This window comes from Pseudomonas putida, assembly GCF_001941965.1.
Lineage (GTDB): Bacteria > Pseudomonadota > Gammaproteobacteria > Pseudomonadales > Pseudomonadaceae > Aquipseudomonas > Aquipseudomonas putida_L.
The window spans coordinates 1-25,284 of sequence record NZ_MKZO01000005.1 but is presented as its reverse complement, the minus strand read 5'-3'; the positions used below and the strand labels follow the sequence as shown (position 1 = coordinate 25,284).

At 63.2% G+C, this 25,284-nt stretch carries 24 protein-coding genes and 1 pseudogene; 15 read left to right on the top strand and 10 right to left on the bottom strand.

Translation table 11 applies throughout. The features are described 5' to 3' along the window. The first annotated feature begins 130 nt into the window (after nt 1-130). The 7 genes and pseudogenes from PSEMO_RS02535 (at nt 131) to trpE (ending at nt 7,723) form a co-directional block, all read left to right on the top strand. The gene (locus tag PSEMO_RS02535) at nt 131-1,255 is read left to right on the top strand and encodes an ABC transporter ATP-binding protein (RefSeq protein ID WP_009404264.1); all 1,125 of its coding nucleotides are present in this window, start codon (nt 131-133) and stop codon (nt 1,253-1,255) included. 40 nt (nt 1,256-1,295) lie between these two features. After that, nucleotides 1,296-2,330 (top strand): ABC transporter substrate-binding protein, encoded by a 1,035-nt coding sequence (locus PSEMO_RS02530; protein ID WP_075801590.1) that lies wholly within the window; start codon nt 1,296-1,298, stop codon nt 2,328-2,330. Nucleotides 2,331-2,396: 66 nt separating this feature from the next. Then, a complete protein-coding gene (locus PSEMO_RS02525) occupies nt 2,397-3,644 on the top strand; it encodes an ABC transporter permease (RefSeq protein WP_075801589.1) in 1,248 nt (415 codons plus the stop codon). Nucleotides 3,645-3,655: 11 nt separating this feature from the next. Then, nucleotides 3,656-4,483, top strand: a complete 828-nt coding sequence (locus tag PSEMO_RS02520; protein WP_075801588.1) for an ABC transporter permease — start codon at nt 3,656-3,658, stop codon at nt 4,481-4,483. 198 nt (nt 4,484-4,681) lie between these two features. After that, nucleotides 4,682-5,356 (top strand): ribulose-phosphate 3-epimerase, encoded by a 675-nt coding sequence (gene rpe / locus PSEMO_RS02515; protein WP_075801587.1) that lies wholly within the window; start codon nt 4,682-4,684, stop codon nt 5,354-5,356. Continuing rightward, nucleotides 5,353-6,169 (top strand): annotated as a pseudogene (locus tag PSEMO_RS02510) (phosphoglycolate phosphatase). The gene rpe and the pseudogene PSEMO_RS02510 overlap by 4 nt, the downstream one beginning before the upstream one ends. A gap of 72 nt (nt 6,170-6,241) precedes the next feature. Further along, nucleotides 6,242-7,723, top strand: a complete 1,482-nt coding sequence (gene trpE / locus PSEMO_RS02505) for an anthranilate synthase component I (RefSeq protein ID WP_075801586.1) — start codon at nt 6,242-6,244, stop codon at nt 7,721-7,723. Between the two features lie 115 nt (nt 7,724-7,838). On the opposite strand, the gene estP is transcribed toward trpE, so the two are convergent. Further along, nucleotides 7,839-9,743 carry an esterase EstP gene (gene estP, locus PSEMO_RS02500; protein ID WP_075801585.1) on the bottom strand — a complete coding sequence of 635 codons (1,905 nt, stop codon included), beginning with the start codon at nt 9,741-9,743 and terminating at the stop codon, nt 7,839-7,841. A gap of 365 nt (nt 9,744-10,108) precedes the next feature. On the opposite strand from estP, the gene PSEMO_RS02495 reads away from it, so the two are divergent. From PSEMO_RS02495 to PSEMO_RS02480, 4 genes are all read left to right on the top strand, one after another. Next, nucleotides 10,109-10,702, top strand: a complete 594-nt coding sequence (locus tag PSEMO_RS02495; RefSeq protein ID WP_075801584.1) for an aminodeoxychorismate/anthranilate synthase component II — start codon at nt 10,109-10,111, stop codon at nt 10,700-10,702. Between the two features lie 9 nt (nt 10,703-10,711). Next, entirely contained in the window at nt 10,712-11,761 is a 1,050-nt protein-coding gene (trpD, locus tag PSEMO_RS02490) for an anthranilate phosphoribosyltransferase (protein WP_075801583.1), read from the top strand. Beyond that, the gene (gene trpC / locus PSEMO_RS02485) at nt 11,758-12,573 is read left to right on the top strand and encodes an indole-3-glycerol phosphate synthase TrpC (protein ID WP_075801582.1); all 816 of its coding nucleotides are present in this window, start codon (nt 11,758-11,760) and stop codon (nt 12,571-12,573) included. Before trpD ends, trpC begins: the two co-directional genes overlap by 4 nt. Before the next feature lie 161 nt (nt 12,574-12,734). Next, on the top strand, nt 12,735-13,439 hold the full coding sequence (locus PSEMO_RS02480) for a lipoate--protein ligase family protein (protein WP_075801581.1): 705 nt from the start codon (nt 12,735-12,737) through the stop codon (nt 13,437-13,439). Here the strand turns inward: PSEMO_RS02480 and crp are convergent. Continuing rightward, on the bottom strand, nt 13,436-14,080 hold the full coding sequence (gene crp / locus PSEMO_RS02475; protein ID WP_075801580.1) for a cAMP-activated global transcriptional regulator CRP: 645 nt from the start codon (nt 14,078-14,080) through the stop codon (nt 13,436-13,438). The two genes, PSEMO_RS02480 and crp, sit on opposite strands and share 4 nt — an antisense overlap. A 191-nt stretch (nt 14,081-14,271) precedes the next feature. Here crp and PSEMO_RS02470 point away from each other — a divergent pair, with 191 nt between their 5' ends. Further along, on the top strand, nt 14,272-14,694 hold the full coding sequence (locus tag PSEMO_RS02470) for an OsmC family protein (protein ID WP_075801579.1): 423 nt from the start codon (nt 14,272-14,274) through the stop codon (nt 14,692-14,694). Nucleotides 14,695-14,698: 4 nt separating this feature from the next. On the opposite strand, the gene PSEMO_RS02465 is transcribed toward PSEMO_RS02470, so the two are convergent. The 6 genes from PSEMO_RS02465 to hemJ all read right to left on the bottom strand — a co-directional run bounded on the left by PSEMO_RS02465 (nt 14,699) and on the right by hemJ (nt 19,102). Continuing rightward, nucleotides 14,699-15,739: a DUF2157 domain-containing protein gene (locus PSEMO_RS02465; protein ID WP_075801578.1), complete on the bottom strand. Its 1,041-nt coding sequence runs from the start codon at nt 15,737-15,739 to the stop codon at nt 14,699-14,701. A gap of 6 nt (nt 15,740-15,745) precedes the next feature. Continuing rightward, nucleotides 15,746-16,393 carry a 2-polyprenyl-3-methyl-6-methoxy-1,4-benzoquinone monooxygenase gene (gene coq7 / locus PSEMO_RS02460; protein ID WP_075801577.1) on the bottom strand — a complete coding sequence of 216 codons (648 nt, stop codon included), beginning with the start codon at nt 16,391-16,393 and terminating at the stop codon, nt 15,746-15,748. 65 nt (nt 16,394-16,458) lie between these two features. Further along, nucleotides 16,459-16,797, bottom strand: a complete 339-nt coding sequence (locus tag PSEMO_RS02455; protein ID WP_075801576.1) for a histidine triad nucleotide-binding protein — start codon at nt 16,795-16,797, stop codon at nt 16,459-16,461. Between the two features lie 73 nt (nt 16,798-16,870). Further along, nucleotides 16,871-17,644: an SDR family NAD(P)-dependent oxidoreductase gene (locus PSEMO_RS02450; RefSeq protein WP_075801575.1), complete on the bottom strand. Its 774-nt coding sequence runs from the start codon at nt 17,642-17,644 to the stop codon at nt 16,871-16,873. A 49-nt stretch (nt 17,645-17,693) separates the two neighbouring features. Continuing rightward, complete coding sequence (locus PSEMO_RS02445) at nt 17,694-18,650, bottom strand: NAD(P)H-dependent flavin oxidoreductase (RefSeq protein WP_075801574.1); 957 nt, start codon at nt 18,648-18,650, stop codon at nt 17,694-17,696. A gap of 29 nt (nt 18,651-18,679) precedes the next feature. Continuing rightward, a complete protein-coding gene (gene hemJ / locus PSEMO_RS02440; RefSeq protein WP_178391957.1) occupies nt 18,680-19,102 on the bottom strand; it encodes a protoporphyrinogen oxidase HemJ in 423 nt (140 codons plus the stop codon). A gap of 141 nt (nt 19,103-19,243) precedes the next feature. Here hemJ and argC point away from each other — a divergent pair, with 141 nt between their 5' ends. Together argC and erpA are read left to right on the top strand one after the other, a co-directional pair. Beyond that, nucleotides 19,244-20,278, top strand: a complete 1,035-nt coding sequence (gene argC, locus PSEMO_RS02435) for an N-acetyl-gamma-glutamyl-phosphate reductase (RefSeq protein ID WP_075801572.1) — start codon at nt 19,244-19,246, stop codon at nt 20,276-20,278. Between the two features lie 144 nt (nt 20,279-20,422). Then, nucleotides 20,423-20,773 (top strand): iron-sulfur cluster insertion protein ErpA, encoded by a 351-nt coding sequence (gene erpA, locus PSEMO_RS02430; RefSeq protein ID WP_075801571.1) that lies wholly within the window; start codon nt 20,423-20,425, stop codon nt 20,771-20,773. A 74-nt stretch (nt 20,774-20,847) separates the two neighbouring features. On the opposite strand, the gene PSEMO_RS02425 is transcribed toward erpA, so the two are convergent. Both PSEMO_RS02425 and PSEMO_RS02420 read right to left on the bottom strand, forming a co-directional pair. Beyond that, a complete protein-coding gene (locus PSEMO_RS02425; RefSeq protein WP_075801570.1) occupies nt 20,848-21,939 on the bottom strand; it encodes an anhydro-N-acetylmuramic acid kinase in 1,092 nt (363 codons plus the stop codon). 3 nt (nt 21,940-21,942) lie between these two features. Further along, nucleotides 21,943-23,370: a peptidoglycan DD-metalloendopeptidase family protein gene (locus PSEMO_RS02420; protein WP_075801569.1), complete on the bottom strand. Its 1,428-nt coding sequence runs from the start codon at nt 23,368-23,370 to the stop codon at nt 21,943-21,945. Between the two features lie 210 nt (nt 23,371-23,580). Here PSEMO_RS02420 and tyrS point away from each other — a divergent pair, with 210 nt between their 5' ends. Beyond that, complete coding sequence (gene tyrS, locus PSEMO_RS02415; RefSeq protein ID WP_075801568.1) at nt 23,581-24,780, top strand: tyrosine--tRNA ligase; 1,200 nt, start codon at nt 23,581-23,583, stop codon at nt 24,778-24,780. Nucleotides 24,781-25,284: the final 504 nt, after the last annotated feature.

Below are 25,284 nucleotides of genomic sequence, written 5' to 3'. Positions count from 1 at the left end.
CTTTGTAGGGCAATCCCTACAACCAGCCTTCCACCCGGCTGATATCAATCTCTCAGTACCCCCGATTTGCGCCGCCCCGACCTTTCCCTACGCTTGGATCACAGCAGTCATCCAACAAAAAGGTGCAGGTATGAGTGAGGTCAGTTCGAACGCTGCGTCCGGCGAGATCCTGGTCAGCTTCCGTGGTGTGCAGAAGAGCTACGACGGCGAGTCGCTGATCGTCAAAGACCTCAACCTGGACATCCGCAAGGGCGAGTTTCTTACCCTGCTCGGCCCTTCCGGCTCGGGCAAGACCACCAGCCTGATGATGCTGGCCGGCTTCGAGACGCCGACCGCCGGCGAGATCAAGCTGGCCGGTCGTTCGATCAACAATGTGCCGCCGCACAAGCGCGACATCGGCATGGTGTTCCAGAACTACGCGCTGTTCCCGCACATGACCGTGGCCGAGAACCTGGCCTTCCCCCTCAGCGTGCGCAACCTGAGCAAGACCGACATCAGCGAGCGGGTCAAGCGCGTGCTGAACATGGTCCAGCTGGATGCCTTCGCCCAGCGTTACCCCGGCCAGCTCTCCGGCGGCCAGCAGCAGCGTGTGGCCCTGGCCCGGGCGCTGGTGTTCGAGCCGCAACTGGTCCTGATGGACGAACCCCTCGGCGCCCTCGACAAGCAACTGCGCGAACACATGCAGATGGAGATCAAGCACCTGCACCAGCGCCTGGGCGTCACCGTGGTCTACGTGACCCACGACCAGGGCGAAGCGCTGACCATGTCCGACCGCGTGGCGGTGTTCCACCAGGGCGAGATCCAGCAGATCGCCGATCCGCGCACCCTCTACGAAGAGCCGAAGAACACCTTCGTCGCCAACTTCATCGGCGAGAACAACCGCATCAACGGCCGCCTGCTCAGCAGCGACGGCGAGCGCTGCCTGGTGGCCCTGGCCCGTGGCGAGAAGGTCGAGGCTCTGGCGGTCAACGTCGGCCAGCCGGGCGAGCCGGTGACCCTGTCGGTGCGTCCGGAGCGCGTGCGCCTGAACGGCCACAGCGAAAGCTGCGTCAACCGCTTCTCCGGCCGCGTGGCCGAATTCATCTATCTGGGCGACCACGTGCGGGTCCGTCTGGAGGTCTGCGGCAAGGCCGACTTCTTCGTGAAGCAGCCGATCGCCGAACTCGACCCGGCCCTGGCCGTGGGCGACGTGGTACCGCTGGGCTGGGAGGTCGAGCACGCACGCGCCCTCGATCCTATCCTGGAAGCCCACTGAGGTTTGCTAACCAACACCCTGCACTGTGGAGAGAATAAGAATGCTCAAACACTTGAAGTTGACCGCGCTGGCATTGGGTCTGTGCACTGCGACCCACGCAATGGCGGCAAGCGATCTCACCGTGATTTCCTTCGGCGGCGCCAACAAGGCGGCGCAGGTCAAGGCGTTCTACGAGCCATGGGAAAAGGCGGGCAAGGGCAAGATCGTCGCGGGCGAATACAACGGTGAAATGGCCAAGGTCAAAGCCATGGTCGACACCAAGAGCGTGTCCTGGAACCTGGTAGAGGTCGAATCGCCGGAGCTGGCGCGCGGCTGCGACGAAGGCATGTTCGAAGAGCTGGATCCTGCACTGTTCGGCAACGAGTCCGACTACGTTCCGGGCGCCATCCAGCCCTGCGGCGTAGGCTTCTTCGTATGGTCCACGGTTATGGCCTACAACGCCGACAAGCTGAAGACCGCGCCGACCAGCTGGAAAGACTTCTGGGACACCAAGACCTTCCCAGGCAAGCGCGGCCTGCGCAAGGGCGCCAAGTACACCCTGGAATTCGCCCTGATGGCCGACGGCGTTGCGCCGAAGGAAGTCTACAAAGTGCTGGCTACCAAAGAGGGCCAGGACCGTGCGTTCAAGAAGCTCGACGAGCTGAAGCCGAGCATCCAGTGGTGGGAAGCCGGCGCCCAGCCGCCGCAGTACCTCGCTTCCGGTGACGTGGTGATGAGCTCGGCCTACAACGGCCGGATCGCCGCGGTGCAGAAAGAAAGCAACCTGAAAGTAGTGTGGAACGGCGGCATCTACGACTTCGACGCCTGGGCCATTCCGAAGGGCGCGAAGAATACCGAAGAGGCCAAGAAGTTCATCGCCTACTCGGTACAGCCTGAGCAGCAGAAGATCTACTCGGAAAACATCGCCTACGGCCCGGCCAACTCCAAGGCGGTCGCGCTGCTGTCCGACGAGATCAAGAAAGACATGCCGACCACCCCGGAAAACATCGCCAACCAGGTGCAGATCGACGTGGCCTTCTGGGCTGACAACAGCGAACAGCTGGAACAACGTTTCAACGCCTGGGCGGCCAAGTAAGTCGTCCCGATGGAGCGCCGGTGGCAAGCCGGCGCTCCCCGTTTTCCAAGATTTCCGGAGTTCGCTATGGCCATCGCAGTGCCCCTCAAAGAAGGCGCAGGTCCAACCCTCAAGCAGCGTCTGGCGCGTGCCGAGCGGGTCAACCGCTTCAAGGCGCAGGCGTTGATCGCGCCGCTGGCGCTGTTCCTGCTGCTGGTGTTTCTCGTGCCGATCGCCGCGCTGCTGTACAAGAGCGTGGGCAACCCCGAGGTGGTCAGCGGCCTGCCGCGCACCGTGGTCGCCGTGGCCGAGTGGGATGGCAAGAGCCTGCCGGGCGAGCCCGTTTACAAGGCGCTGAGCGAAGACCTCGCCGAATCGCGCAAGAACCAGACCCTGGGCGACCTGTCCAAGCGTCTCAACATGGAACTGGCCGGCTACCGCAGCCTGCTGGCGAAAACCGCCCGGGCCCTGCCGTTCAAGACCGAGCCGGCGTCCTATAAAGAAGCACTGCAGGAGCTGGACGAGCGCTGGGGCGACCCGGCCTACTGGCAGGCAATCCGCCGCAACACCAGCAGCGTGACCCCGTTCTACCTGCTGGCGGCCCTGGACCACCGTATCGACGATCTGGGTGAAGTCGCCCAGGCCACCCCGGACCAGGCCATCTACCTGGATATCTTCACCCGTACCCTGTGGATGGGCTTCGTCATCACCGCCATCTGCCTGGTGCTGGCCTACCCGCTGGCGTACCTGCTGGCCAACCTGCCGACCCGGCAGAGCAACCTGCTGATGATCCTCGTGCTGCTGCCGTTCTGGACCTCGATCCTGGTGCGGGTGGCGGCGTGGATCGTGCTCCTGCAGTCCGGCGGCCTGATCAACAGCGCGCTGATGGCCATCGGCATCATCGACAAGCCGCTGGAGCTGGTGTTCAACCGCACCGGCGTGTACATCTCCATGGTCCACATCCTGCTGCCGTTCATGATCCTGCCGATCTACAGCGTGATGAAAGGCATCTCGCCGACCTACATGCGGGCGGCGATCTCCCTGGGCTGCCATCCGTTCACCAGCTTCTGGCGCGTGTACTTCCCGCAGACCTACGCCGGCGTGGGCGCCGGGTGCCTGCTGGTGTTCATCATGGCCATCGGTTACTACATCACCCCGGCGTTGCTCGGCAGCCCGAACGACCAGATGGTCAGCTACTTCGTGGCCTTCTACACCAACACCAGCATCAACTGGGGCATGGCGACCGCGCTCGGCGGCCTGCTGCTGCTGGCCACCGTGCTGCTGTACCTGATCTATAGCTGGCTGGTCGGCTCCAGCCGCCTGCGTCTGAGCTGAGGAGCGAAGTCATGCTGAGTCCGTACATGTCGCCCGTCGAGCGGGTCTGGTTCTACACCTTGCGCATTCTCTGCGGGCTGATCCTGCTGTTCCTGGTGTTGCCGGTGCTGGTGATCATCCCGCTGTCGTTCAACTCCGGCAGCTTCCTGGTCTACCCGCTGCAGGGCTTCTCGCTGCAGTGGTACCACAACTTCTTCGCCTCCGATGAGTGGATGCGCGCCCTGAAGAACAGCATCATCGTCGCCCCGGCGGCCACGGTACTGGCGATGGTCTTCGGCACCCTGGCCTCGATCGGCCTGACCCGCGGGGACTTCCCTGGCAAGTCGCTGGTCATGGCCCTGGTGATTTCGCCGATGGTGGTGCCGGTGGTGATCATCGGTGTGGCCAGCTACCTGTTCTTCGCCCCGCTGGGGCTGGGCAACAGCTTCATCTCGCTGATCCTGGTGCATGCGGTGCTGGGCGTGCCATTCGTGATCATCACGGTGTCGGCGACCTTGCAGGGCTTCAACCACAACCTGGTGCGGGCAGCGGCGAGCCTGGGCGCTTCGCCGATTACCGCCTTCCGCCGGGTGACCCTGCCGCTGATTGCGCCGGGGGTGATTTCGGGAGCGCTGTTCGCCTTTGCGACCTCGTTCGATGAGGTGGTGGTGACGCTGTTTCTTGCTGGCCCCGAGCAAGCGACCCTGCCACGGCAGATGTTCAGCGGGATTCGCGAGAACCTCAGCCCGACCATTGCGGCGGCCGCGACCTTGCTGATCGCCTTTTCGGTGGTGTTGTTGCTGACCCTGGAATGGCTGCGCGGGCGCAGCGAAAAACTGCGGACCCAGCAGCCTTCTTGAGCTTGACTGGCCCCTGTGGGAGCTGGCTTGCCAGCGATTTGGCCCGACCTGACAACATCTTTGTCATTGCCGGCCCAATCGCTGGCAAGCCAGCTCCCACAGGGGTTTTGCAGTGCTCAGGAAATCTCCATTCATCCATCATCTGCTTTTCCCTGATGTACAATGCGCGCCACCGTGAATTCGCCCAAAAGGTGCGCCATGCAGCCCTTCGCTATTGCCCCCTCGATCCTTTCCGCTGATTTCGCCCGCCTGGGCCCGGACGTGGATGCTGTGCTCGCCGCCGGCGCCGATATCGTCCACTTCGACGTGATGGACAACCATTACGTGCCCAACCTGACCATCGGCCCGATGGTCTGCTCGGCCCTGCGCAAGTACGGCGTGACCGCGCCGATCGACGTGCACCTGATGGTCAGCCCGGTCGACCGCATCATCGGCGACTTCATCGAAGCCGGCGCAACCTACATCACCTTCCACCCGGAAGCCTCCCAGCACATCGACCGCTCCCTGCAACTGATCCGCGACGGCGGCTGCAAGGCCGGCCTGGTGTTCAACCCGGCCACCAGCCTGGACGCCCTGAAGTACGTGATGGACAAGGTCGACATGGTCCTGCTGATGAGCGTCAACCCGGGCTTCGGCGGGCAGAAGTTCATCCCCGGCACCCTCGACAAGCTGCGTGAGGCCCGCGCCCTGATCGATGCCAGCGGTCGTGATATCCGCCTGGAAATCGACGGCGGCGTGAACGTGCAGAACATCCGCGAGATCGCCGCCGCTGGCGCCGACACCTTCGTGGCCGGCTCGGCGATCTTCAACGCCCCGGACTACAAGGCGGTCATCGACCAGATGCGCGCCGAACTGGCCCTGGCCCGCCCATGAGCGGCTTCGAGCAGCTGTTCCCGCAGCGTCTGCCCCGGTTGGTGATGTTCGACCTGGACGGCACCCTGATCGATTCGGTCCCGGACCTGGCGGCGGCAGTGGACCGCATGCTGCTCGAAATGGATCGCCCGCCCGCGGGTGTCGCCGCGGTGCGCCAGTGGGTCGGCAACGGTGCCCCGGTGCTGGTGCGCCGGGCCCTGGCCGGTGGCATCGAGCATTCGGCGGTGGACGACCGGGAAGCCGAGCACGGCCTGGACATCTTCATGCGCGCCTATGCCGAGAGTCACGACCTGACCGTGATCTACCCGGGCGTGCGTGACACTCTGCGCTGGCTGCAGGAGCAGGACGTGGAAATGGCCCTGATCACCAACAAGCCGGAGCGTTTCGTCGGCCCGTTGCTGGACCAGATGCAGATCGGCCCGTATTTCCGCTGGATCATCGGTGGCGACACCCTGCCGCAGAAGAAACCGGATCCGGCGGCGCTGCTGCATGTGATGCAGATGGCCGGCGTGCAGCCGGACGAAGCACTGTTCGTCGGCGACTCGCGCAGCGATGTGCAGGCGGCGAAGGCGGCGGGGGTGAAGTGCGTGGGCCTGACCTACGGCTATAACCATGGCCGGCCGATCAGCGAGGAATCCCCGGCGCTGGTGATCGACGACCTGCGCGCCTTGCTCCCGGTTGCTTCGGTGCAGCCACTGAGCTAACGTTGAGCCCTTCAACCTTCCCCCCGGTAGAGATTCCATCGTGGTAGCACCTGGCAAACTCTGGATGAAAGTCATCAAGGCCCTGGCCCGTTGGCGTTGGCGCGCCTGACTTCTCTCCGGCCGGCTCCGATCCGGCACGTTTGCCATTTGTTCTTTCTTGCCCTACTGCCACGAGGCAATCATGACCCGCGAAGAATTCCTGCGCCTGGCCGCTGAAGGCTACAACCGCATTCCCCTGGCCTGCGAAACCCTGGCCGACTTCGACACGCCGCTGTCGATCTACCTGAAACTGGCCGACCAGCCCAACTCCTACCTGCTCGAGTCCGTGCAGGGCGGCGAGAAGTGGGGGCGTTACTCGATCATCGGCCTGCCATGCCGCACCGTGCTGCGGGTGCATGATCATCAGGTACGGATCACCGTCGACGGCGTCGAGACCGAGTGCCATGACGTGGAAGACCCGCTGGCCTTCGTCGAGACCTTCAAGGAGCGCTACAAGGTGCCGACCATCGCCGGTCTGCCGCGCTTCAACGGTGGCCTGGTCGGTTACTTCGGCTACGACTGCGTGCGCTACGTCGAGAAGCGCCTCGGCAAGTGCCCGAACCCGGATCCGCTGGGCGTGCCGGATATCCTGCTGATGGTGTCCGACGCCGTGGTGGTGTTCGACAACCTGGCCGGCAAGATGCACGCCATCGTTCTCGCCGACCCGGCGCAGGACAATGCCTACGAGCAAGGCCAGGCCCGCCTGCAGGACCTGCTGGAGCAACTGCGCCAGCCGATCACCCCGCGCCGCGGTCTCGACTTCACCGGCCTGCAGGCTGCCGAGCCGGCGTTCCGCTCCAGTTTCACCCAGGCGGACTACGAGCGTGCGGTGGACACCATCAAGGAGTACATCCTCGCCGGTGACTGCATGCAGGTGGTCCCGTCGCAGCGCATGTCCATCGACTTCAAGGCGGCGCCGATCGACCTGTACCGTGCCCTGCGCTGCTTCAATCCGACGCCGTACATGTACTTCTTCAACTTCGGTGACTTCCACGTGGTGGGCAGTTCGCCGGAAGTGCTGGTGCGGGTCGAGGACAACCTGGTCACCGTAAGGCCGATCGCCGGTACCCGGCCGCGTGGTGCTACCGAGGAAGCCGACCGGGCGCTGGAAGAAGACCTGCTCTCGGACGAGAAAGAGATCGCCGAGCACCTGATGCTGATCGACCTGGGCCGCAACGACACCGGTCGGGTCTCGGAAGTGGGCTCGGTGAAGCTCACCGAGAAGATGGTGATCGAGCGTTATTCCAACGTCATGCACATCGTTTCCAACGTCACCGGGCAACTGAAGAGCGGCCTGACCGCGATGGACGCCCTGCGCGCCATCCTGCCGGCGGGCACCCTGTCGGGTGCGCCGAAGATTCGCGCGATGGAGATCATCGACGAGCTCGAGCCGGTCAAGCGTGGGGTCTACGGTGGGGCGGTGGGTTACTTCGCCTGGAACGGCAACATAGACACCGCGATTGCCATCCGTACCGCGGTGATCAAGGACGGCGAGCTGCATGTGCAGGCCGGTGGCGGCATTGTCGCCGACTCGGTGCCGGCGCTGGAGTGGGAAGAAACCATCAACAAGCGCCGGGCCATGTTCCGGGCAGTGGCGCTGGCTGAGCAGACCCCACAGAAATAAGTGTTGGCCCTGATCGCTGGCAAGCCAGCTCCCACAGTGTTCGCGACGCCGCTGAACCCTGTGGGAGCTGGCTTGCCAGCGATGAGGCCATCAGCTACAACATGGCCTCTTCAGCCTAGAACTCCAGGCTCAAGGCCAGATTGACCCCCTGCTGGGTCAGCTCGTCACTGGTGACCCGGTTGTAGCTCCCGCGCAATGCCAGTCCCGGCGCCAGCTCATGGCTGACCCCCACACTCATCCGTGTCAGGCTGCTATGCGGCGTATACCCGGTCAGGGTGAACTCATTCCCCGGCAGGCTGTTGAGATGCAGGGTCAGGTCCTGCCGGTCATCCTCGAACTCGTGCTCCTTGGCCACCTCGCCGAACGCAAGCGTCGCTGGCGTCACCTGGAATTTCCCCTGCAGACCCAGGCCCAGTCGCCGCGAATCACGCGTCTGGTCATCGAAGGTCAGCGCCGTGGCGCGTGAGCCTTCCTCGCTGTAGCCATCCACCCTGATCCGTGCGTAATCGGCGCTGACAAATGGCGACAGATGCCACGGGCTGCCCGGTTCCGCCAGGTCGAAGCCAAGACGCGCGGATACGGCGACCAGGTCGCCATCGGTGTCGCCTTTCTCGCTGCGGTCGTTCGGCCCGAGGGCGAAGGTGCGCTGCAGGTCGTCATAGTCGAGCTTGCCGCCAGTCAGCGCGGCGTCGGCCCACCAGCGGCCGTGGTTGAACTGGGCGAAGAGGGTGGCGAGGTAGCTGTTCAGGCGGTAGTCGGAGTCCTGCAGGCCGGCTTCCAGCTTCTGCCGGTAGAAGCCGCCGGCGATACCGACACGCCAGTTCTCGTCAAGACGATAGCTGCCGCCCACCGTCAGGCTGTAGCCGTGGCCGTCGGCGCTGGCCGAGCCGCTCTGGCTGTCGAAATCCAGATTCTGGCCGCTGGCCGCGACAATCGCCTGCCATTGCCCGACGGCTTGCCAGTCGGCCTGCCACTGGTTGCGCAGTTCGCTTTGGTGGGCGTTCAGGGTGCCGTAGGCCATTTCCGGCAACAGGGTCAGTTCCCACGGTGCGGAGAGGATGGAATAGCCGTAGTCGGCGATCATCCGCTGGCCGGCGATGGTCGGGTGCACCGAGTCGTTGAACAGCAGCTTGCTGGCGTCCGGGTTGGTGCCGTTGGCGCCATACACCGGGTTTTGCGTGCAGCCGTTGCCGCTGTAGCAGGTCTGCAGCAGGTTCTGGTCGGCGGCCAGGCCGAACTGGGTCGGCGCTGCCAGCGCTTCGTTGAACAGCAGGGGAATGTTCAGCGGAATGATTTCGGCATCGATCTGCGCCAGCTGGCTGACCAGGGTCTGGTTGAAGACCGCGCTGAGCTGCGAGCTCGGACCTTGCAGCGGCGTGCCATTGAGCGCCGGGGTCAGGCCGAGGTCGGGCAGCAGCCAGACCATGATGTAGCGCGCACCGGCCTGTTGCAGGGCCTGGGCGCTGGCGGCCAGCTGGGTGGCCGAGGTTGCGGCGGCGGCAGGTGAGGTCACCAGTCCCTGGAGAAAATCGTTGCCGCCCCCGGTGAGGTAGTAGAGCGCGTTCGGGTCGGCCATGCGCCCGCCGGCCAGGTAACCCGGGCGCTTGCGCAGCACGGTGCCAGCACCGGGATTGCCGGGTGGGATCACCACCAGAGACTCACCGGTGATGGATTCGAAGACCTGGTCGGTCCGGTAGCCCCCGGTCGCCCAGTTGTTGCCATCAGGGATTCCGAGCGCGGCATTCACTGCCGAAGTGGAGGCGTTCAACTGGTCCGCGGGAACGCCCAGGTAGCCACCGAGAATCATCGAGGACACCGGGGCGAAGCTGCCATCCGCGTTGCGGTTGGTGTAGCGCTGGCTTGATCCGGGGGTGGTCGGGTCGGGGAACTGCCCGGCGTCAGCGAGGCTGTCGCCGAAGACGATCATGGTGGAGTAGGGCGAGGGAGCAGCCATGGCACTGGAGCAGGCGATAGCCAGCAGGCACGCGGCCGATTGACGTAGATAACGGCGTTTTCTCATCGCAAGAGTCCTTCTTGTCGTTGTTTTTGGGCATTGCGCCGATTGAAGGTAGCAAATCCATCGCTTACTGACCTGCCCATATTGCAGTGATTGTTTCCGTAAGCTACTGTGCCGAAACGTATGAACGAGACCTACCCCGTGTTGATCGTCAGCAAACTCTTGATGCGCGTTATCAAGGCCCACGCCCGTTGGCGTTGGCGCGCCTGACTTTATCTCCGCCGGTTTTCCGGCCCGTTGTTTTTTGCCTTTCTGAAACGTTTCCACATACCTCTGCAACAGTTCGAAACGACTGGCGGGGGTGGAACTGCCTGTCAGCAGTCGGGAAGGCGACCATTCAAAGTCAGTATTCAAGAGGTTGAGCCCAGATGTTACTGATGATCGACAACTACGATTCCTTCACCTACAACGTCGTCCAGTACTTCGGCGAGCTGGGTGCAGAGGTCAAGGTCATTCGCAACGACGAACTGACCATCGAACAGATCGAAGCCCTGCAGCCGGAGCGCATTGTCGTCTCCCCGGGCCCGTGCACCCCGACCGAAGCCGGCGTGTCCATCGCTGCCATCCACCATTTCGCCGGCAAGCTGCCGATCCTCGGCGTGTGCCTGGGCCACCAGTCCATTGGCCAGGCCTTCGGCGGTGACGTCGTGCGTGCCCGCCAGGTGATGCACGGCAAGACCAGCCCGGTCGTCCACGAAGACAAAGGCGTGTTCGCCGGCCTCAAAAATCCGCTGACCGTGACCCGCTACCACTCCCTGGTGGTCAAGCGCGAAACCCTGCCGGATTGCCTGGAAATGACCGCCTGGACCGCCTTCGAGGACGGTTCCGTCGACGAAATCATGGGCCTGCGTCACAAGACCCTGAACATCGAAGGTGTACAGTTCCACCCCGAGTCGATCCTCACCGAGCAGGGCCACGCGCTGTTCGCCAACTTCCTCAAGCAGACCGGCGGCCGCCGTTAAGGACTGAGCATGGATATCAAGACTGCCCTGGGCCGGATCGTCGGCCACCTGGACCTGTCCACCGAGGAAATGCGCGACGTGATGCGCGAGATCATGACCGGTCAGTGCACGGAGGCGCAGATCGGCGCCTTCCTGATGGGCATGCGCATGAAGAGCGAGAGCATCGACGAGATCACCGGTGCGGTGTCGGTCATGCGTGAGCTGGCGGACAAGGTCGAACTCAATACCCTCGACGGCGTGGTCGACATCGTCGGCACCGGCGGCGACGGCGCCAATATCTTCAACGTCTCCACTGGCTCGGCCTTCGTCGTCGCGGCGGCTGGCTGCACCGTGGCCAAGCATGGCAACCGCGCGGTATCCGGCAAGAGCGGCAGTGCCGACCTTTTGGAAGCGGCCGGCATCTACCTGAACCTGACGCCGGTCCAGGTTGCCCGCTGCATCGACAGCGTGGGCATCGGCTTCATGTTCGCCCAGACCCACCACCGCGCCATGAAATACGCTGCCGGCCCGCGCCGCGACCTGGGTCTGCGGACCCTGTTCAACATGCTCGGCCCGCTTACGAATCCGGCTGGTGTAAAGCACCAGGTCGTCGGCGTGTTCACCCAGGCCCTGTGCCGTCCGTTGGCGGAAGTGCTGCAGCGCCTGGGCAGCAAGCATGTGCTGGTGGTGCACTCCAAGGATGGCCTCGACGAATTCAGTCTCGCCGCGCCGACCTTCGTTGCCGAACTGAAGAACGGCGAGATCACCGAGTACTGGGTCGAGCCGGAAGACCTCGGCATGAAGAGCCAGAGCCTGCATGGCCTGGCAGTCAACGGTCCGGAGGAATCGCTGGCGCTGATCCGCGATGCCATCGGCCGGCGCAAGACCGAGAACGGGCAGAAGGCGGCCGAGATGATCGTCCTCAATGCGGGTGCTGCGCTCTACGCGGCGGACCTGGCCATGAGCCTCAAGCAAGGTGTCGAGCTGGCCCATGACGCGTTGCACACCGGCCTTGCTCGGGAAAAGATGGAAGAGCTGGGCGCCTTTACTGCGGTATTCAAGCTGGAGAATGAAGGATGAGTGTTCCGACGGTTCTGGAAAAGATCCTCGCCCGCAAGGTCGAGGAAGTCGCCGAGCGCAGCGCCCGGGTCAGCCTTGCCGAGCTGGAGCGTCTGGCGGCTGCCGCCGATGCGCCGCGTGGCTTTGCCAATGCGCTGATCGAGCAGGCCAGGCGCAAGCAGCCGGCGGTGATTGCCGAGATCAAGAAGGCGTCGCCGAGCAAGGGCGTGATCCGCGAGAACTTCGTGCCGGCGGAAATCGCCGTCAGCTACGAAAAGGGTGGTGCGACCTGCCTGTCGGTGCTGACCGACGTCGATTACTTCCAGGGCGCGGATGCCTACCTGCAGCAGGCCCGGGCGGCGGTGAAGCTGCCGGTGATCCGCAAGGACTTCATGATCGATCCGTACCAGATCGTCGAAGCCCGTGCCCTGGGCGCCGACTGCGTGCTGCTGATTGTCTCCGCCCTGGACGACGTGAAGATGGCCGAGCTGGCGGCAACCGCCAAGAGCGTCGGTCTCGACGTGCTGGTGGAAGTGCACGACGGCGACGAACTGGAGCGTGCGCTGAAAACGCTCGATACGCCGCTGGTCGGGGTCAACAACCGCAACCTGCACACTTTCGAAGTCAGCCTGGAAACCACACTCGACCTGCTGCCGCGCATTCCTCGCGATCGTCTGGCAATCACCGAAAGCGGCATCCTCAATCGGGCGGATGTCGAGCTGATGGAAATCAACGAGGTCTATTCTTTCCTCGTTGGCGAAGCGTTCATGCGTGCCGAGGAGCCGGGTGTGGAGCTGCAGCGCCTGTTCTTCCCCGGGGGCGTGCCCGACTGATCGATTCGAAGCCGGCGTTTGCCGGCTTTTTATTTCAGGCTGGACAATGATGTTGTCTGTTTCGGCCTCATCGCTGGCAAGCCAGCTCCCACAGGTACTGCATGCACCGTACCTGTGGGAGCTGGCTTGCCAGCGATGAGGCCATCAGAAAGGGAAACCACATGAGCGAACAACCCGTAGCCGTTACCGTCGAAGCCGGCCTGCATGCCGAGCAGGATCTGCTGGCGGCCGTGTGCAAGGGCGAACAGGAACATGGCCTGCTGTTCTGGCGCCCCACCGACCGGGCGTTGGTAATGCCCCGCCGCATGAGTCGCCTGGAAGGCTTCGAAGCCGCCTGTGGCGAACTGGCGATCGGCGGCTGGCCAATCCTGTTGCGCGAAACCGGCGGCGAGCCCGTCCCGCAATCCCCGGCAGTGATCAACATCGCTCTGGTCTACGTCGCCCCTCGCAGCGAAGGCGACCACAGCCGTATCGAAAACGCCTACGAGCGCCTGTGCCTGCCCTTGTGCGATGTACTGAAGGAATGGGGTGGAATGGCCTCGGTAGGCGAAATCGAAGGCGCCTTCTGCGACGGCCGCTACAACGTCAATCTCAATGGCCGCAAACTGGTCGGCACCGCCCAGCGCTGGCGCCAGGGCCTGGGTGGCAAGCGTCCGGTGGTATTGGTGCATGGCGCGCTGCTGCTGGATAACGAGCGCGAGTCGATGGTCGCGGCAGTCAACCGTTTCAACGAATGCTGCGAACTGGAGCAGCGTTGCCTGGCCGACAGCCATATCGCGCTGCACGAGGTGGTGCCCGAGGCGCCGCTGCTGGAGCGTCTGGCCCAGGCCTACGCCCGGACCATCGAGGCCATTCCGAAGGATTAACGGGTGCCGAAGACCACCATGGTCTTGCCCTTCACGTGCACCAGGTTGCGTTCTTCGAGATCCTTGAGAACGCGACCGACCATCTCCCGCGAACAACCGACGATACGCCCGATTTCCTGACGGGTGATCTTGATCTGCATGCCGTCCGGGTGGGTCATGGCGTCCGGCTGCTTGCACAGCTCCAGCAGGCAGCGGGCCACCCGGCCAGTCACGTCGAAGAAGGCCAGGTCGCCGACCTTGCGTGTGGTGTTGCGCAGGCGCTGGGCCATCTGGCTGCCGAGGGCATAGAGAATGTCCTGGTCCTGGCGTGCCAGTTCGCGGAATTTCTCGTAGCTGATTTCCGCCACTTCACATTCGCTCTTCGCCCGCACCCAGGCGCTGCGCTGCTGTTCCTTGCCGGCAGGTTCGAAGAGTCCGAGTTCACCGAAGAAATCGCCGCTGTTGAGGTAGGCGATGATCATTTCCCGACCATCGTCGCCTTCGATCAGGATGGTCACCGAGCCCTTGACGATGAACGACAGGGTTTCGGCGGTATCGCCGGCACTGAGAATGTTGCTCTTGGCCGGGAAGCGGCGGCGCTGGCAATGCGCGAGCAGCTTGTCGACGTTCTTGATCTTGGCTGGAAGTGTTGCGGCAACCATGGTTAAGCCCCGAAATACGCGGTCCGTGAGTATTTATAGTTTTGGGATGGGTGCAAAACGCCATCAAATTGGCGTCAGTTTATCAGACGATGCAGGGTTATCGGCATATTTACTCAAGCGCTTAAGCCTTTTCGCTTTCGCCCGTAGGGACTAAGCTGGCAGCCATTTTTTCTAGCGAGGGGAAACCGGTTATGAAGGCGCGTATTCAGTGGGCCGGCGAGGCGATGTTCCTGGGTGAGTCGGGTAGCGGCCACGTCGTGGTGATGGACGGCCCGCCCGAGGCCGGTGGCCGCAACCTGGGTGTTCGCCCGATGGAAATGCTCTTGCTGGGCCTGGGTGGCTGCAGCAACTTCGACGTGGTCAGCATCCTGCGCAAATCCCGTCAGGCCGTTGAAAGCTGCGAGGCCTTCCTTGAAGCCGAGCGCGCCAACGAAGATCCGAAGGTGTTCACCAAGATCCACCTGCACTTCGTGGTCAAGGGGCGTGGCCTGAAGGAAGCCCAGGTCAAGCGGGCGGTCGAACTGTCGGCGGAGAAGTACTGCTCGGCCTCGATCATGCTGGGCCGTGCCGGTGTGGAAATCACCCACGACTACGAGATCGTCGAGCTCGGCTGATCCCTCAGCGCCGTAGTGCCGGCAGCCAGTCCGTCAGGCTGGCCGGCAGTGCGGCGCGCAGTCGGTCGCTGAGGTGTTCACGGTGTTTCTGGTAGAGCAGGCCGAGGCCGATCACCGCCAGGCCGATCAGGCTCAGAACCACCGGGAACAGCAGCGACTCGGCGAACACCTCGTATGACAGGTAGCCGAGATAGGCCGCCACACCCAGCGCACCGAAGACCATGAACATCGGTCGGCGCAGCAACACCGCCACCAGCATCAGGCCGACGTTGATCAGGCAGTACAGGGCCTTGCCCAGTTCGCTGTCGCTGTTCATCGAGGTCAGCCCGCCCCAGAACGCCAGCAGTCCGGCCAGATAACCCCAGAACGCATAGTCCTCGCGGGTACGGCCGTCGATCAGCAGGACCACCAGCAACAGCCCCAGCCCGAACCACAACGAGACCTCCTGGCGTTGCTCCCAGGTGAAGGTGTCGCCGTGGAACCACTCGCTCAGGTCCATGGACATGAACCACAGCGCCACGGCGATCGGCATGACGATGAACGGGAAGGGAATCAGGCGCAGCATCAGCAGGCCGGCGCAGACCGTCGCCACTTCCATCAACAACCAGCCGCCCTGCACGTAGCGGTAATAGTCGTGGTAGTCGCCCTGGCTGTCGTCCAGCGGCCAGAGGCCGGTCAGGCGCTCGAGGGCGAACACCGCCAATGGCACGATGCTCACCGCCACCGCGGCCAGTACACCGCCGGGAATCAACTGGCCACGGCGCTGCATGGCCAGGCCGGCGAAGGTCAGCAGGGTGATGTAGGCGAGGGCGACCACCAGCAACGCGGTGTCGCCGATCCGCATCCAGGCTTCGCTGAGCAGCCAGCCCATGGCGCCCATGATCAGCAAGGCGCCGAGGTAGAAAGCGACATGGGCAAGCTGGAAGCTCGGGCGCTGTGCCGGTTGCTCGCGCAAAAACTGAAGGAGCGCCTGTTCCTGCTCGGCAGTCAGCAGGCCCGCGTCAACTGCGCGGGCCAGGTCCCTGGCTTCGAAGCGCCCGGTCATGGCAGGTCAGATGCGGTAGGTACTTTTGGTCATGACCTTCGCCATCAGGCTCATGCCGAACTTGACCGGCGCCGGGAAGCGGAAGCCGCCAGCCTCCAGGGCCATGTCGGCGTGATGCTCTTCGTCGATGCGCATCTGCTCGAGGATCGCCCGGGACTTCTCGTCTTCCGGCGGGATCTGCTCCAGGTGCTCGTCGAGGTGCTTGCACACCTGATGCTCGGTGGCGGCGACGAAGCCCAGGCTGACCTTGTCGCTGATCAGCCCAGCCACCGCGCCGATCCCGAAGGACATGCCGTAGAACAGCGGATTCAGCACGCTTGGCGAACTGCCCAACTGGCGGATGCGCTGTTCGCACCAGACCAGATGGTCGATCTCTTCATCGGCGGCCTGTTCCATCGCCTTGCGCACTTCCGGCAGCTTGGCGGTCAGGGCCTGACCTTGGTAGAGCGCCTGGGCGCAGACTTCACCGGTGTGGTTGATACGCATCAGGCCGGCGATATGGCGGGTCTGCTTGTCGTCGAGCTCGGCTTCGGGCTGGATGATCGCAGGGGAAGGACGGGTAGGCTGGCCACTGAAGGGCAGCAAGGTGCGCATGGCGGTGTCGGCCTGCAGCAACAAGCGGTCGAGCGGCGAGTATTGACGTTCGGTAGCCATCGGGCACCTCCGCAAGAATGTGCCCGACAGTTTAACTCAAACCCCGTGACAGGGCTTGCGCTGGATCAGCCCGGTGGCCAGTTCATCTGACGCTGGCCGAGCACGTGCATATGGATGTGGTACACGGTCTGGCCGCCCAGCTCGTTGCAGTTCATCACGACGCGGAAGCCGTCCTCGCAACCCAGTTCCTTGGCCAGGCGCTGGGCGGTGAACAGGATATGTCCGGCCAGGCCCTTGTCTTCCTCGGCGAGGTCGTTGAGGGTGCGGATCGGTTTTTTCGGGATGACCAGGAAATGTACCGGTGCCTGGGGGGCGATATCGTGGAACGCCAGGACCTGGTCGTCTTCGTAGATGATCTTCGCCGGGATTTCCCGGTTGATGATCTTGGTGAAAATAGTCTCCACAACGCTTGCTCCATGGTGGTGGTCGGGCCTGAGTGTACTCAGCCGGCACGCCGCCGCCCAGTGGCGATTCGATTCAGCGCGGGCAGTAGGCGCGGTTGATGGCGCCGGCCAGCTTGCGGCTGATCCAGCGGGTCAGCAGGCGCGGCGCGCGGGCCAGCCAGCGGTTGCGCCGGCCGGGGATGATGATCGCCCTGTTGCGGTCCAGGGCGCGGACCGTATAGAGCGCGACTTCTTCCGGGCTCAGGCAGCGCTTGCCCTTTTCCAGGCGCGGGATGCGCCGGTTGGCCGAGCGCACCGGGCCAGGGCAGAGTACCGAGACCTTGATGCCGGTCTGCTTGAGTTCTTCGCGCAGGCCTTCGGAGAAATGCAGGACGTAGGCCTTGCTCGCGGCATAGCTGCTCATCCACGGGCCCGGTGCGAAGGCGGCCAGCGAGGCGACATTGAGGATCTGCCCGCCGCCCTGCACCGCCATGGCATTGCCCAGAGCATGGCAGAGGCGGGTGAGGGCGAGGATGTTGACTTCGATAAGGTCCTGCTCGTCGCCCCATTCCTGGGCGAGGAAGTGTCCGTAGGAACGGATCCCGGCGCAGTTCACCAGCAGGTCGATCTGCCGCTCGCCTTCTTCCAGTTCCAGCAGGAAGCCGGACAAGCGCAGCGGCTCGCCGAGATCGCAGGCGCGGAACAGGACTTCCACGCCGAAGCGCTGGGTCAGTTCGATGGCGACCGGCTCCAGCATTTCGCGCTGGCGGGCCACCAGGATCAGGTTGCGTCCCCGCCGTGCCAATGCTTCGGCCAGTGCCAGGCCCAGACCGCTGGAGGCACCGGTGATCATGGCGTAACGGGTCATGCGCGTCTCCAATGGCGGGGAGGGTTCGAAAGGGCGCCTAGTCTACTGGTTAGCGGGGCCAGTGGCTGCCCAGTTGGCCGGCTTTTTTCAGGGCCTCGCGGTATTCCGCGTCGAGGCGGGCGATCAGTTGCTCCACCGGCAATTGCTGGTCGATGGCGCCCACGCCCTGGCCGGCCGACCACACGGTTTTCCAGGCCTTGGCTTCCTCGTGGATCGGCTTGAGCTGGATCTCGCCGCCCTTCGCCAGGCTGGCCAGGTCGTAGCCGGCCTTTTCCAGACTCTGGCGCATGAAGCTGGCGGGAACGCCGGAGACTACCGGGGTATGGACGATATCGGCTGCCTTGGCCTCCAGCAGCATGGCTTTGTATTCGGGGGAAGCCTGGCTTTCCAGGCTGGCGATGAAATGGGTGCCGAGATAGGCGAGGTCGGCGCCGAGCAGTTGCGCGGCGACAATCTCATGGCCGCGGTTGAGGCAGCCGGCGAGGAGTAGGGTCTTGTCGAAGAACTGGCGGATCTCGGCGACCAGGGCGAACGGGCTCCAGGTCCCGGCGTGGCCGCCGGCGCCGGCTGCTACCGCGATCAGACCATCGACCCCGGCCTGGGCGGCTTTCTCGGCATGCCGGCGGGTGGTGACATCATGGAACACCAGGCCACCGTAGCTGTGCACGGCGTCCACCACTTCCTTCACCGCGCCGAGGCTGGTGATCACCACCGGTACCTTGTGCTCGATGCAGACCGCAAGGTCGGCCTGCAGGCGTGGATTGCTCTGGTGGACGATCAGGTTCACCGCATAGGGCGCAGGATTGGCCAGATCGGCCAGGCCGGTCTCGATTTCCTCCAGCCAGGCCTTGAAGCCTGCGGTGTCGCGCTGGTTCAGCGCGGGGAAGCTGCCCATCACGCCATTGCGGCAACAGGCCAGGACCAGTTGCGGGTTCGAGATCAGGAACATCGGCGCTGCCACCACGGGCAGGCGCAAGCGTCGTTCAAGCAGTTCGGGCAATGACATGACGGATTCTCGCGTTGACGGGTTTACGATCAGAACGGTTTGACCACCACCAGAATTACGATGAGCAGCAGGAACAGCACCGGCACTTCGTTGAACCAGCGGAAGTAGGTATGGCTGCGGTTGTTCTCGCCGCGGGCGAAGCGTTTCACGTTGGCGCCGCACATGTGATGGTAGCCGGTGAGCAGGAAGACCAGGGTCAGCTTGGCGTGCAGCCAGCCCTGGCTCAGCCAGCCGGGGGTCAGGTAGAGCATCCAGATACCGAAGACGAACGCGGCGATCATCGCCGGGCCCATGATGAAGCGGTACAGCTTGCGCTCCATGATCACGAAGCGGTCGCGGCTGATCTGGTCCTTGCTGTCGGCGTGATAGACGAACAGGCGCGGCAGGTAGAAGAGGCCGGCAAACCAGCAGACGACGCTGACGATATGCAGGGCTTTGATCCAGAGATACAGCATGTTTTTAGTCCTTGGCGGTTCACGGTCGTCAGATAGTAGTGGTTAGGCGCCGCCACCGTCATCTCAACGGTTGTAGCTGTAACCACAGGCCCCTATCATCACTGGTTTTCCAGTCGGTTCGTTGATAGGGGGCAGTTAATGGTCAAGGTCGGTATCGTTGGCGGCACGGGTTACACCGGTGTCGAGTTGCTGCGTCTGCTGGCACAGCATCCTCAGGCTGAAGTCGCAGTCATCACTTCGCGCTCGGAAGCGGGCCTGCCTGTAGCCGACATGTACCCGAACCTGCGAGGCCACTACGACAACCTCGCCTTCAGCGTGCCGGACACCAAGACCCTGGCCGCCTGCGACGTGGTGTTCTTCGCCACCCCGCACGGCGTTGCCCACGCCCTGGCCGGCGAGTTGCTGGCTGCCGGCACCAAGGTCATCGACCTGTCCGCCGACTTCCGCCTGCAGGACGCCGATGAGTGGGCCAAGTGGTACGGCCAGCCGCACGGCGCTCCCGAGCTGCTGAAGGACGCGGTCTACGGCCTGCCGGAAGTCAATCGCGAGCAGATCCGCCAGGCGCGCCTGATCGCCGTGCCGGGTTGCTACCCGACTGCCACCCAGCTGGGCTTCCTGCCGCTGCTGGAAGCGGGTATCGCCGATAACTCGCGCCTGATCGCCGACTGCAAGTCCGGCGTCAGCGGTGCCGGTCGTGGTGCCAGCGTCGGTTCGCTGTTCTGCGAAGCGGGCGAGAGCATGAAGGCCTATGCCGTCAAAGGTCACCGTCACCTGCCGGAAATCCGCCAGGGCCTGCGCCGCGCCGCCGGTGGCGACGTCGGCCTGACCTTCGTGCCGCACCTGACCCCGATGATCCGTGGCATCCACTCGACGCTGTACGCGACCGTCGCCGACACCTCGGTCGACCTGCAGGCGCTGTTCGAGAAGCGCTACGCCAACGAGCCGTTCGTGGACGTTATGCCGGCTGGTAGTCACCCGGAAACCCGCAGCGTGCGTGGTGCCAACGTCTGCCGTATCGCCGTGCACCGTCCACAGGGCGGTGATCTGGTGGTGGTGCTGTCGGTTATCGACAACCTGGTGAAGGGCGCGTCCGGCCAGGCGGTACAGAACCTCAACATCCTCTTCGGCCTGGACGAGCGCCTGGGCCTGTCCCACGCCGGCCTGCTGCCGTAAGCACCGGCCTGTCAGGCTGCAAGCGGGACTTATACTTTCCGCTTGTAGCCTGATACCGCTTCTATAGTTGACCGATTTTCTCGGGGAAGCGGATAATGCGCGCCATCACGCACGATGGCGGTATAGCGCCGGGAGATATTCAGCATGAGCGTCGAATCCTTCACCCCTTCGGCCCTGCAGTTCACGCACAACGCCGCGCACAAGGTGAAGACCCTGGTTGACGAAGAGGGCAATGATCGCCTGAAGTTGCGGGTTTTCGTGACGGGCGGTGGCTGCTCGGGCTTCCAGTACGGCTTCACCTTCGATGAAGACATCGCGGAAGACGACACCATCGTCGAACGCGAAGGCGTCGCCCTGGTGGTCGATCCGATGAGCTACCAGTACCTGGCAGGAGCCGAAGTGGATTACCAGGAAGGCCTGGAAGGTTCGCGTTTCGTGATCAAGAACCCGAATGCCACGACCACTTGTGGTTGCGGTTCCTCGTTCTCGATCTGATTCGTCACACCTTTCTCGAGAAAGGGCTTTAAACAAAACGCCGCGCTTATGCGCGGCGTTCTGCTTTCTGCGGTTTATGCCGGGTAGATGGCGCCCAGCACCCGCAGGCCGCGGGCGCCGGTGACGCTGGGGCGATTGCCGGCGATGCCTTCGAGGCAGCAGTGTGCCAACCAGGCGAAGGCCATGGCTTCGACCCAGTCCGGATCGACGCCAAGCGCCATGGTGCTGCTGACCCGTGCGCCGGGCAGCAGGCTGGCCAGTCGCGCCATCAACGTGCCGTTGTGGGCGCCACCGCCGCAGACCAGCAGAACCTGGGTGTCTTCCTGGGCCTTCTTCAGCGAGTCGACGATACTCAGGGCGGTCAGTTCCAGCAGGGTGGCCTGGACATCCTCGTCGGCGCAGGCCGGCTGGGTGCTCAGGTGATGCTGCAGCCAGGGCAGGTTGAACAGTTCGCGCCCGGTGCTCTTGGGGCCGGTGCCGGCGAAGAACGGATCGCTGAGCAGACTGCCCAGCAGCGTCGGCAGCACCTTGCCGCTGGCGGCCCAGGCGCCATTGGCATCGTAGCCGCGGCCCTGCTTCTCATTGATCCATGCATCCAGCAGCACGTTGCCCGGGCCGCAGTCGAAGCCGGCGACCGGCTTGTCCTGCTCGATCAGGCTGAGATTGCTGAATCCGCCGACGTTAAGCACGGCGAGGCGCTCGCCCTCGGCGTTGAACAGCGCGTCATGGAAGGCCGGCACCAGCGGTGCGCCCTGGCCACCCGCAGCGACATCGCGACGGCGGAAATCACCGACCACGGTAATGCCCGTCAGCTCGGCAAGCAGGGCCGGGTTGCCAATCTGCACGGTGAAGCCGCGAGTGGGTTCGTGGCGGATGGTCTGGCCGTGGCTGCCGATGGCGCGGATGTGTTCAGAGCGAAGGCCCTGGGTGTCGAGCAACTGCTGGATACCCTGCGCCGCGAGGCGAACCCATTCGGCTTCCGCCAGGGCGGCCCGGGCGATCTCGTCCGGACCGCTGGCGCACAGGCCGAGCATGGCCAGGCGCAGCGCTTCGGGCATGGGAATGTAGTGGGAAGCGAGTAGAGAGACTCGCGGCTCGTTGTCGATCAAGGCGATGTCCAGCCCATCGAGGCTGGTACCGGACATCACACCCAGGTAAAGGGCCATGGGTCAGCGCTTGTTCGAGGCCAGCATGGTGGCCTTTTCCTGGTCCATGCGCGCAACCAGTGGCTGGCTGAGCTGCATGAAGCGCTGGCGTTCGGCCTTGGCGATCGGGTCGGCCATTGGCAGTTTCTGGCCCAACGGATCGACGTGCACACCGTTGACCTGGAACTCGTAGTGCAGGTGTGGGCCGGTGGACAGGCCGGTGGTACCGATATAGCCGATGACCTGGCCTTGCTTAACGGTGCTGCCGGTCTTCACGCCCTTGGCGAAGCCCTGCATGTGCCCGTAGAGGGTCTGGTAGGTGCTGCCGTGCTGGATGATCACGGTGTTGCCGTAGCCACCGCGACGTCCGGCGAGCAGGACCTTGCCGTCACCGGCGGCCTTGATCGGCGTACCGCGTGGTGCCGCGTAGTCCACGCCCTTGTGTGCGCGGATCTTGTTCAGGATCGGGTGCTTGCGGCCGGCGGAGAAGCGCGAGCTGATGCGGGCGAAGTCCACCGGGGTACGGATGAACGCCTTGCGCATGCTGTTGCCGTCGGCGGTGTAGTAGCTGGTGCTGCCGGCCTTGTTGGTGTAGCGCACCGCGCTGTAGGTCTTGCCGCGGTTGGTGAAGCGTGCCGAGAGGATATTGCCGGTGCCGACCACCTTGCCGTCGACCATCTTCTGCTCGTAGATCACGTCGAATTCGTCACCCTGGCGGATGTCCTGGGCGAAGTCGATGTCGTAGCCGAAGATATTGGCCATGTCCATGGTCATGCTGTGGGACATGCCGGCGCGCTGGGCCGAGGCCGACAGCGAACTCTTGATCACGCCGTGCACGTAGGCGGAGCGGGTGACTGGCTTGGTCACTTCGCGGTTGAAGGCGTAGCCGCTGGCGGCCTTGGTCAGGCGGATGGTCTCCAGGTCGCTGACCTTGCTGTGCAGGCTGGCCAGTTGGCCGTCCTTGTCCAGTTCGATCTGCAGTACCTGGCCGTTCTTCAACTGGCTGAACTGTTTGGCCTGCTTGTTACTGGCCAGTACTTCGTGCACGGCACTGGCGGGCAGGCCGAGCTTGGCGAAGAGGGTGGACAGGGTATCGCCCTTGGCAACTACCACTTCGCGATGACCGGGCTGCTTGGCCGGCTCGGCTTCGGCGACTTCGGCTGCCTTCTCGGCAGGTTCGGTCTTGGCAGTGCCCTCGGACTGAGGTTCGGCGTTGTCGATCTGGGCGAATGGCGAAGCAGTGTTTTCTTCTGCTGCCAGTGGCTGTTCCGGTTCGGCCTTGAGCTGCTCGGCCGGGGTTTCCAGTTCGAGGTTGAGGGTGGTTCGTTTGGCTTCTACTTCGCTGGAAGGGAATACCAGCAAGGCCAGGCTGAGGAGGGCGGCAATGCCGCTCGCGGCCAACAGGTGGCTCTTCGGATAAAGCGGAGGCGCTTTAGTCGGTTCGTTGGTCATGGATGAAATAACTTTGAAAAGGATGAAAAGGAAAAGATGAATGACATGATGAAGATGAAATAACTGTATAAAATATAACCAAATCCCCTTCAAAGCAAGCGCGCAGACGTCATCAACCCGGTCATGGGTCACATCCGGCCCCGGATCTTGTAATTGATGGCTGATCTTGTATGGTTGGGGCCCTTTGAATCTGAGCCTGCGGGTCTGTGTATGAAGTCGGTTGAAGAGCAGCTAGCGCTGATCAAGCGTGGTGCGGAAGAGGTACTGGTCGAGTCCGAACTGGTCGAGAAACTCAAGCGTGGCCAGCCGCTGCGCATCAAGGCGGGTTTCGATCCGACCGCGCCTGACCTGCACCTGGGGCACACGGTGCTGATCAACAAGCTGCGTCAGTTCCAGGATCTGGGGCACCAGGTGATCTTCCTGATCGGTGACTTCACCGGCATGATCGGCGACCCGAGCGGCAAGAGCGCGACTCGTCCGCCGCTGACCCGCGAGCAGGTGCTGGATAACGCCGAGACCTATAAACAGCAGGTCTTCAAGATTCTCGACCCGGCCAAGACCGAGGTCGCTTTCAACTCCACCTGGATGGACAAGCTGACCCCGGCCGACTTCATTCGCCTGGCGTCGCAGTACACCGTGGCGCGCATGCTCGAGCGTGATGACTTCGACAAGCGCTACACCACCAACCAGCCGATCGCCATCCACGAGTTCCTCTACCCGCTGGTGCAGGGCTACGACTCGGTGGCGCTGAAGGCGGATGTCGAGCTGGGCGGTACCGACCAGAAGTTCAACCTGCTGATGGGGCGCGAGCTGCAGCGCAGCTATGGCCAGGAAGCGCAGAACATCGTGACCATGCCGCTGCTGGAAGGCCTGGATGGCGTGAAGAAGATGTCCAAGTCCCTGGGCAACTACGTCGGCATCCAAGAAGCACCGGGTGTGATGTACAGCAAGCTGGTGTCGATTCCTGACACGCTGATGTGGCGTTACTTCGAGCTGCTCAGCTTCCGCTCCATGGAAGAGATCGATGGCTTCCGCGCCGAGGTGGCTGCCGGTGCCAACCCCCGCGACATCAAGATCAAGCTGGCCGAGGAGATCGTTGCTCGCTTCCATGGTGAAGACGCAGCGGCCAATGCGCACCGTGCGGCCGGTAACCGTATGAAGGAAGGCGAGCTGCCGGAAGACCTGCCAGAGGTCGAGGTGGTTGCCGCGGAAGACATGCCGATCTCGGCGGTGCTGAACAAGGCGGGCCTGGTGAAGAACTCCGCAGCGGCGCGTGACCTGCTGGCGTCCGGTGGTGTTCGCGTCGACGGCGAAGTTGTCGATCGTGGCTTCGTCTTCGCTATTGGCAAGACTCACGTCTGCCAGGCAGGCAAGAAGGCCTTTGCGCGGATCACCCTGAAGGCTGAATAAGGAAGCCTTTTCCTTATATAGGTGTCAGTGCTGTTTCAGGCGTGTTTCAGGGCTGTTTTGAAAAAGTTTCAAATCAGCCCTTGACGCCCCGTTTTATCTCTCTATAATTCGCCCCACTTCCGGCGCAGTCGGAACGGAAAACTCCTTGAGATTCAATGAGTTAGATGTTCTGGAGAGTGTAGGAAGTGTTTCGGTCTTCTCCGAAAGCGGTTGAAAAAGGTGGTTGACAGCAGGTTGTAACGCTGTAGAATTCGCCTCCCGCTAACGAGAGATCGCAGCGAGTCAAGTGGTTGAAGTTGAACGAGAAATTCTGAAAAACTTCAAAATAAACGCTTGACAGGATCTGAGGAAAGCGTAGAATGCGCGCCTCGGTTGAGGCGAAAGACTTCAACCACCGCTCTTTAACAACTGAATCAAGCAATTCGTGTGGGTGCTTGTGATAATGGACTGATAGTCAGAAAGATTATCAGCATCACAAGTGACTATACGAGAAATCGAAATAGT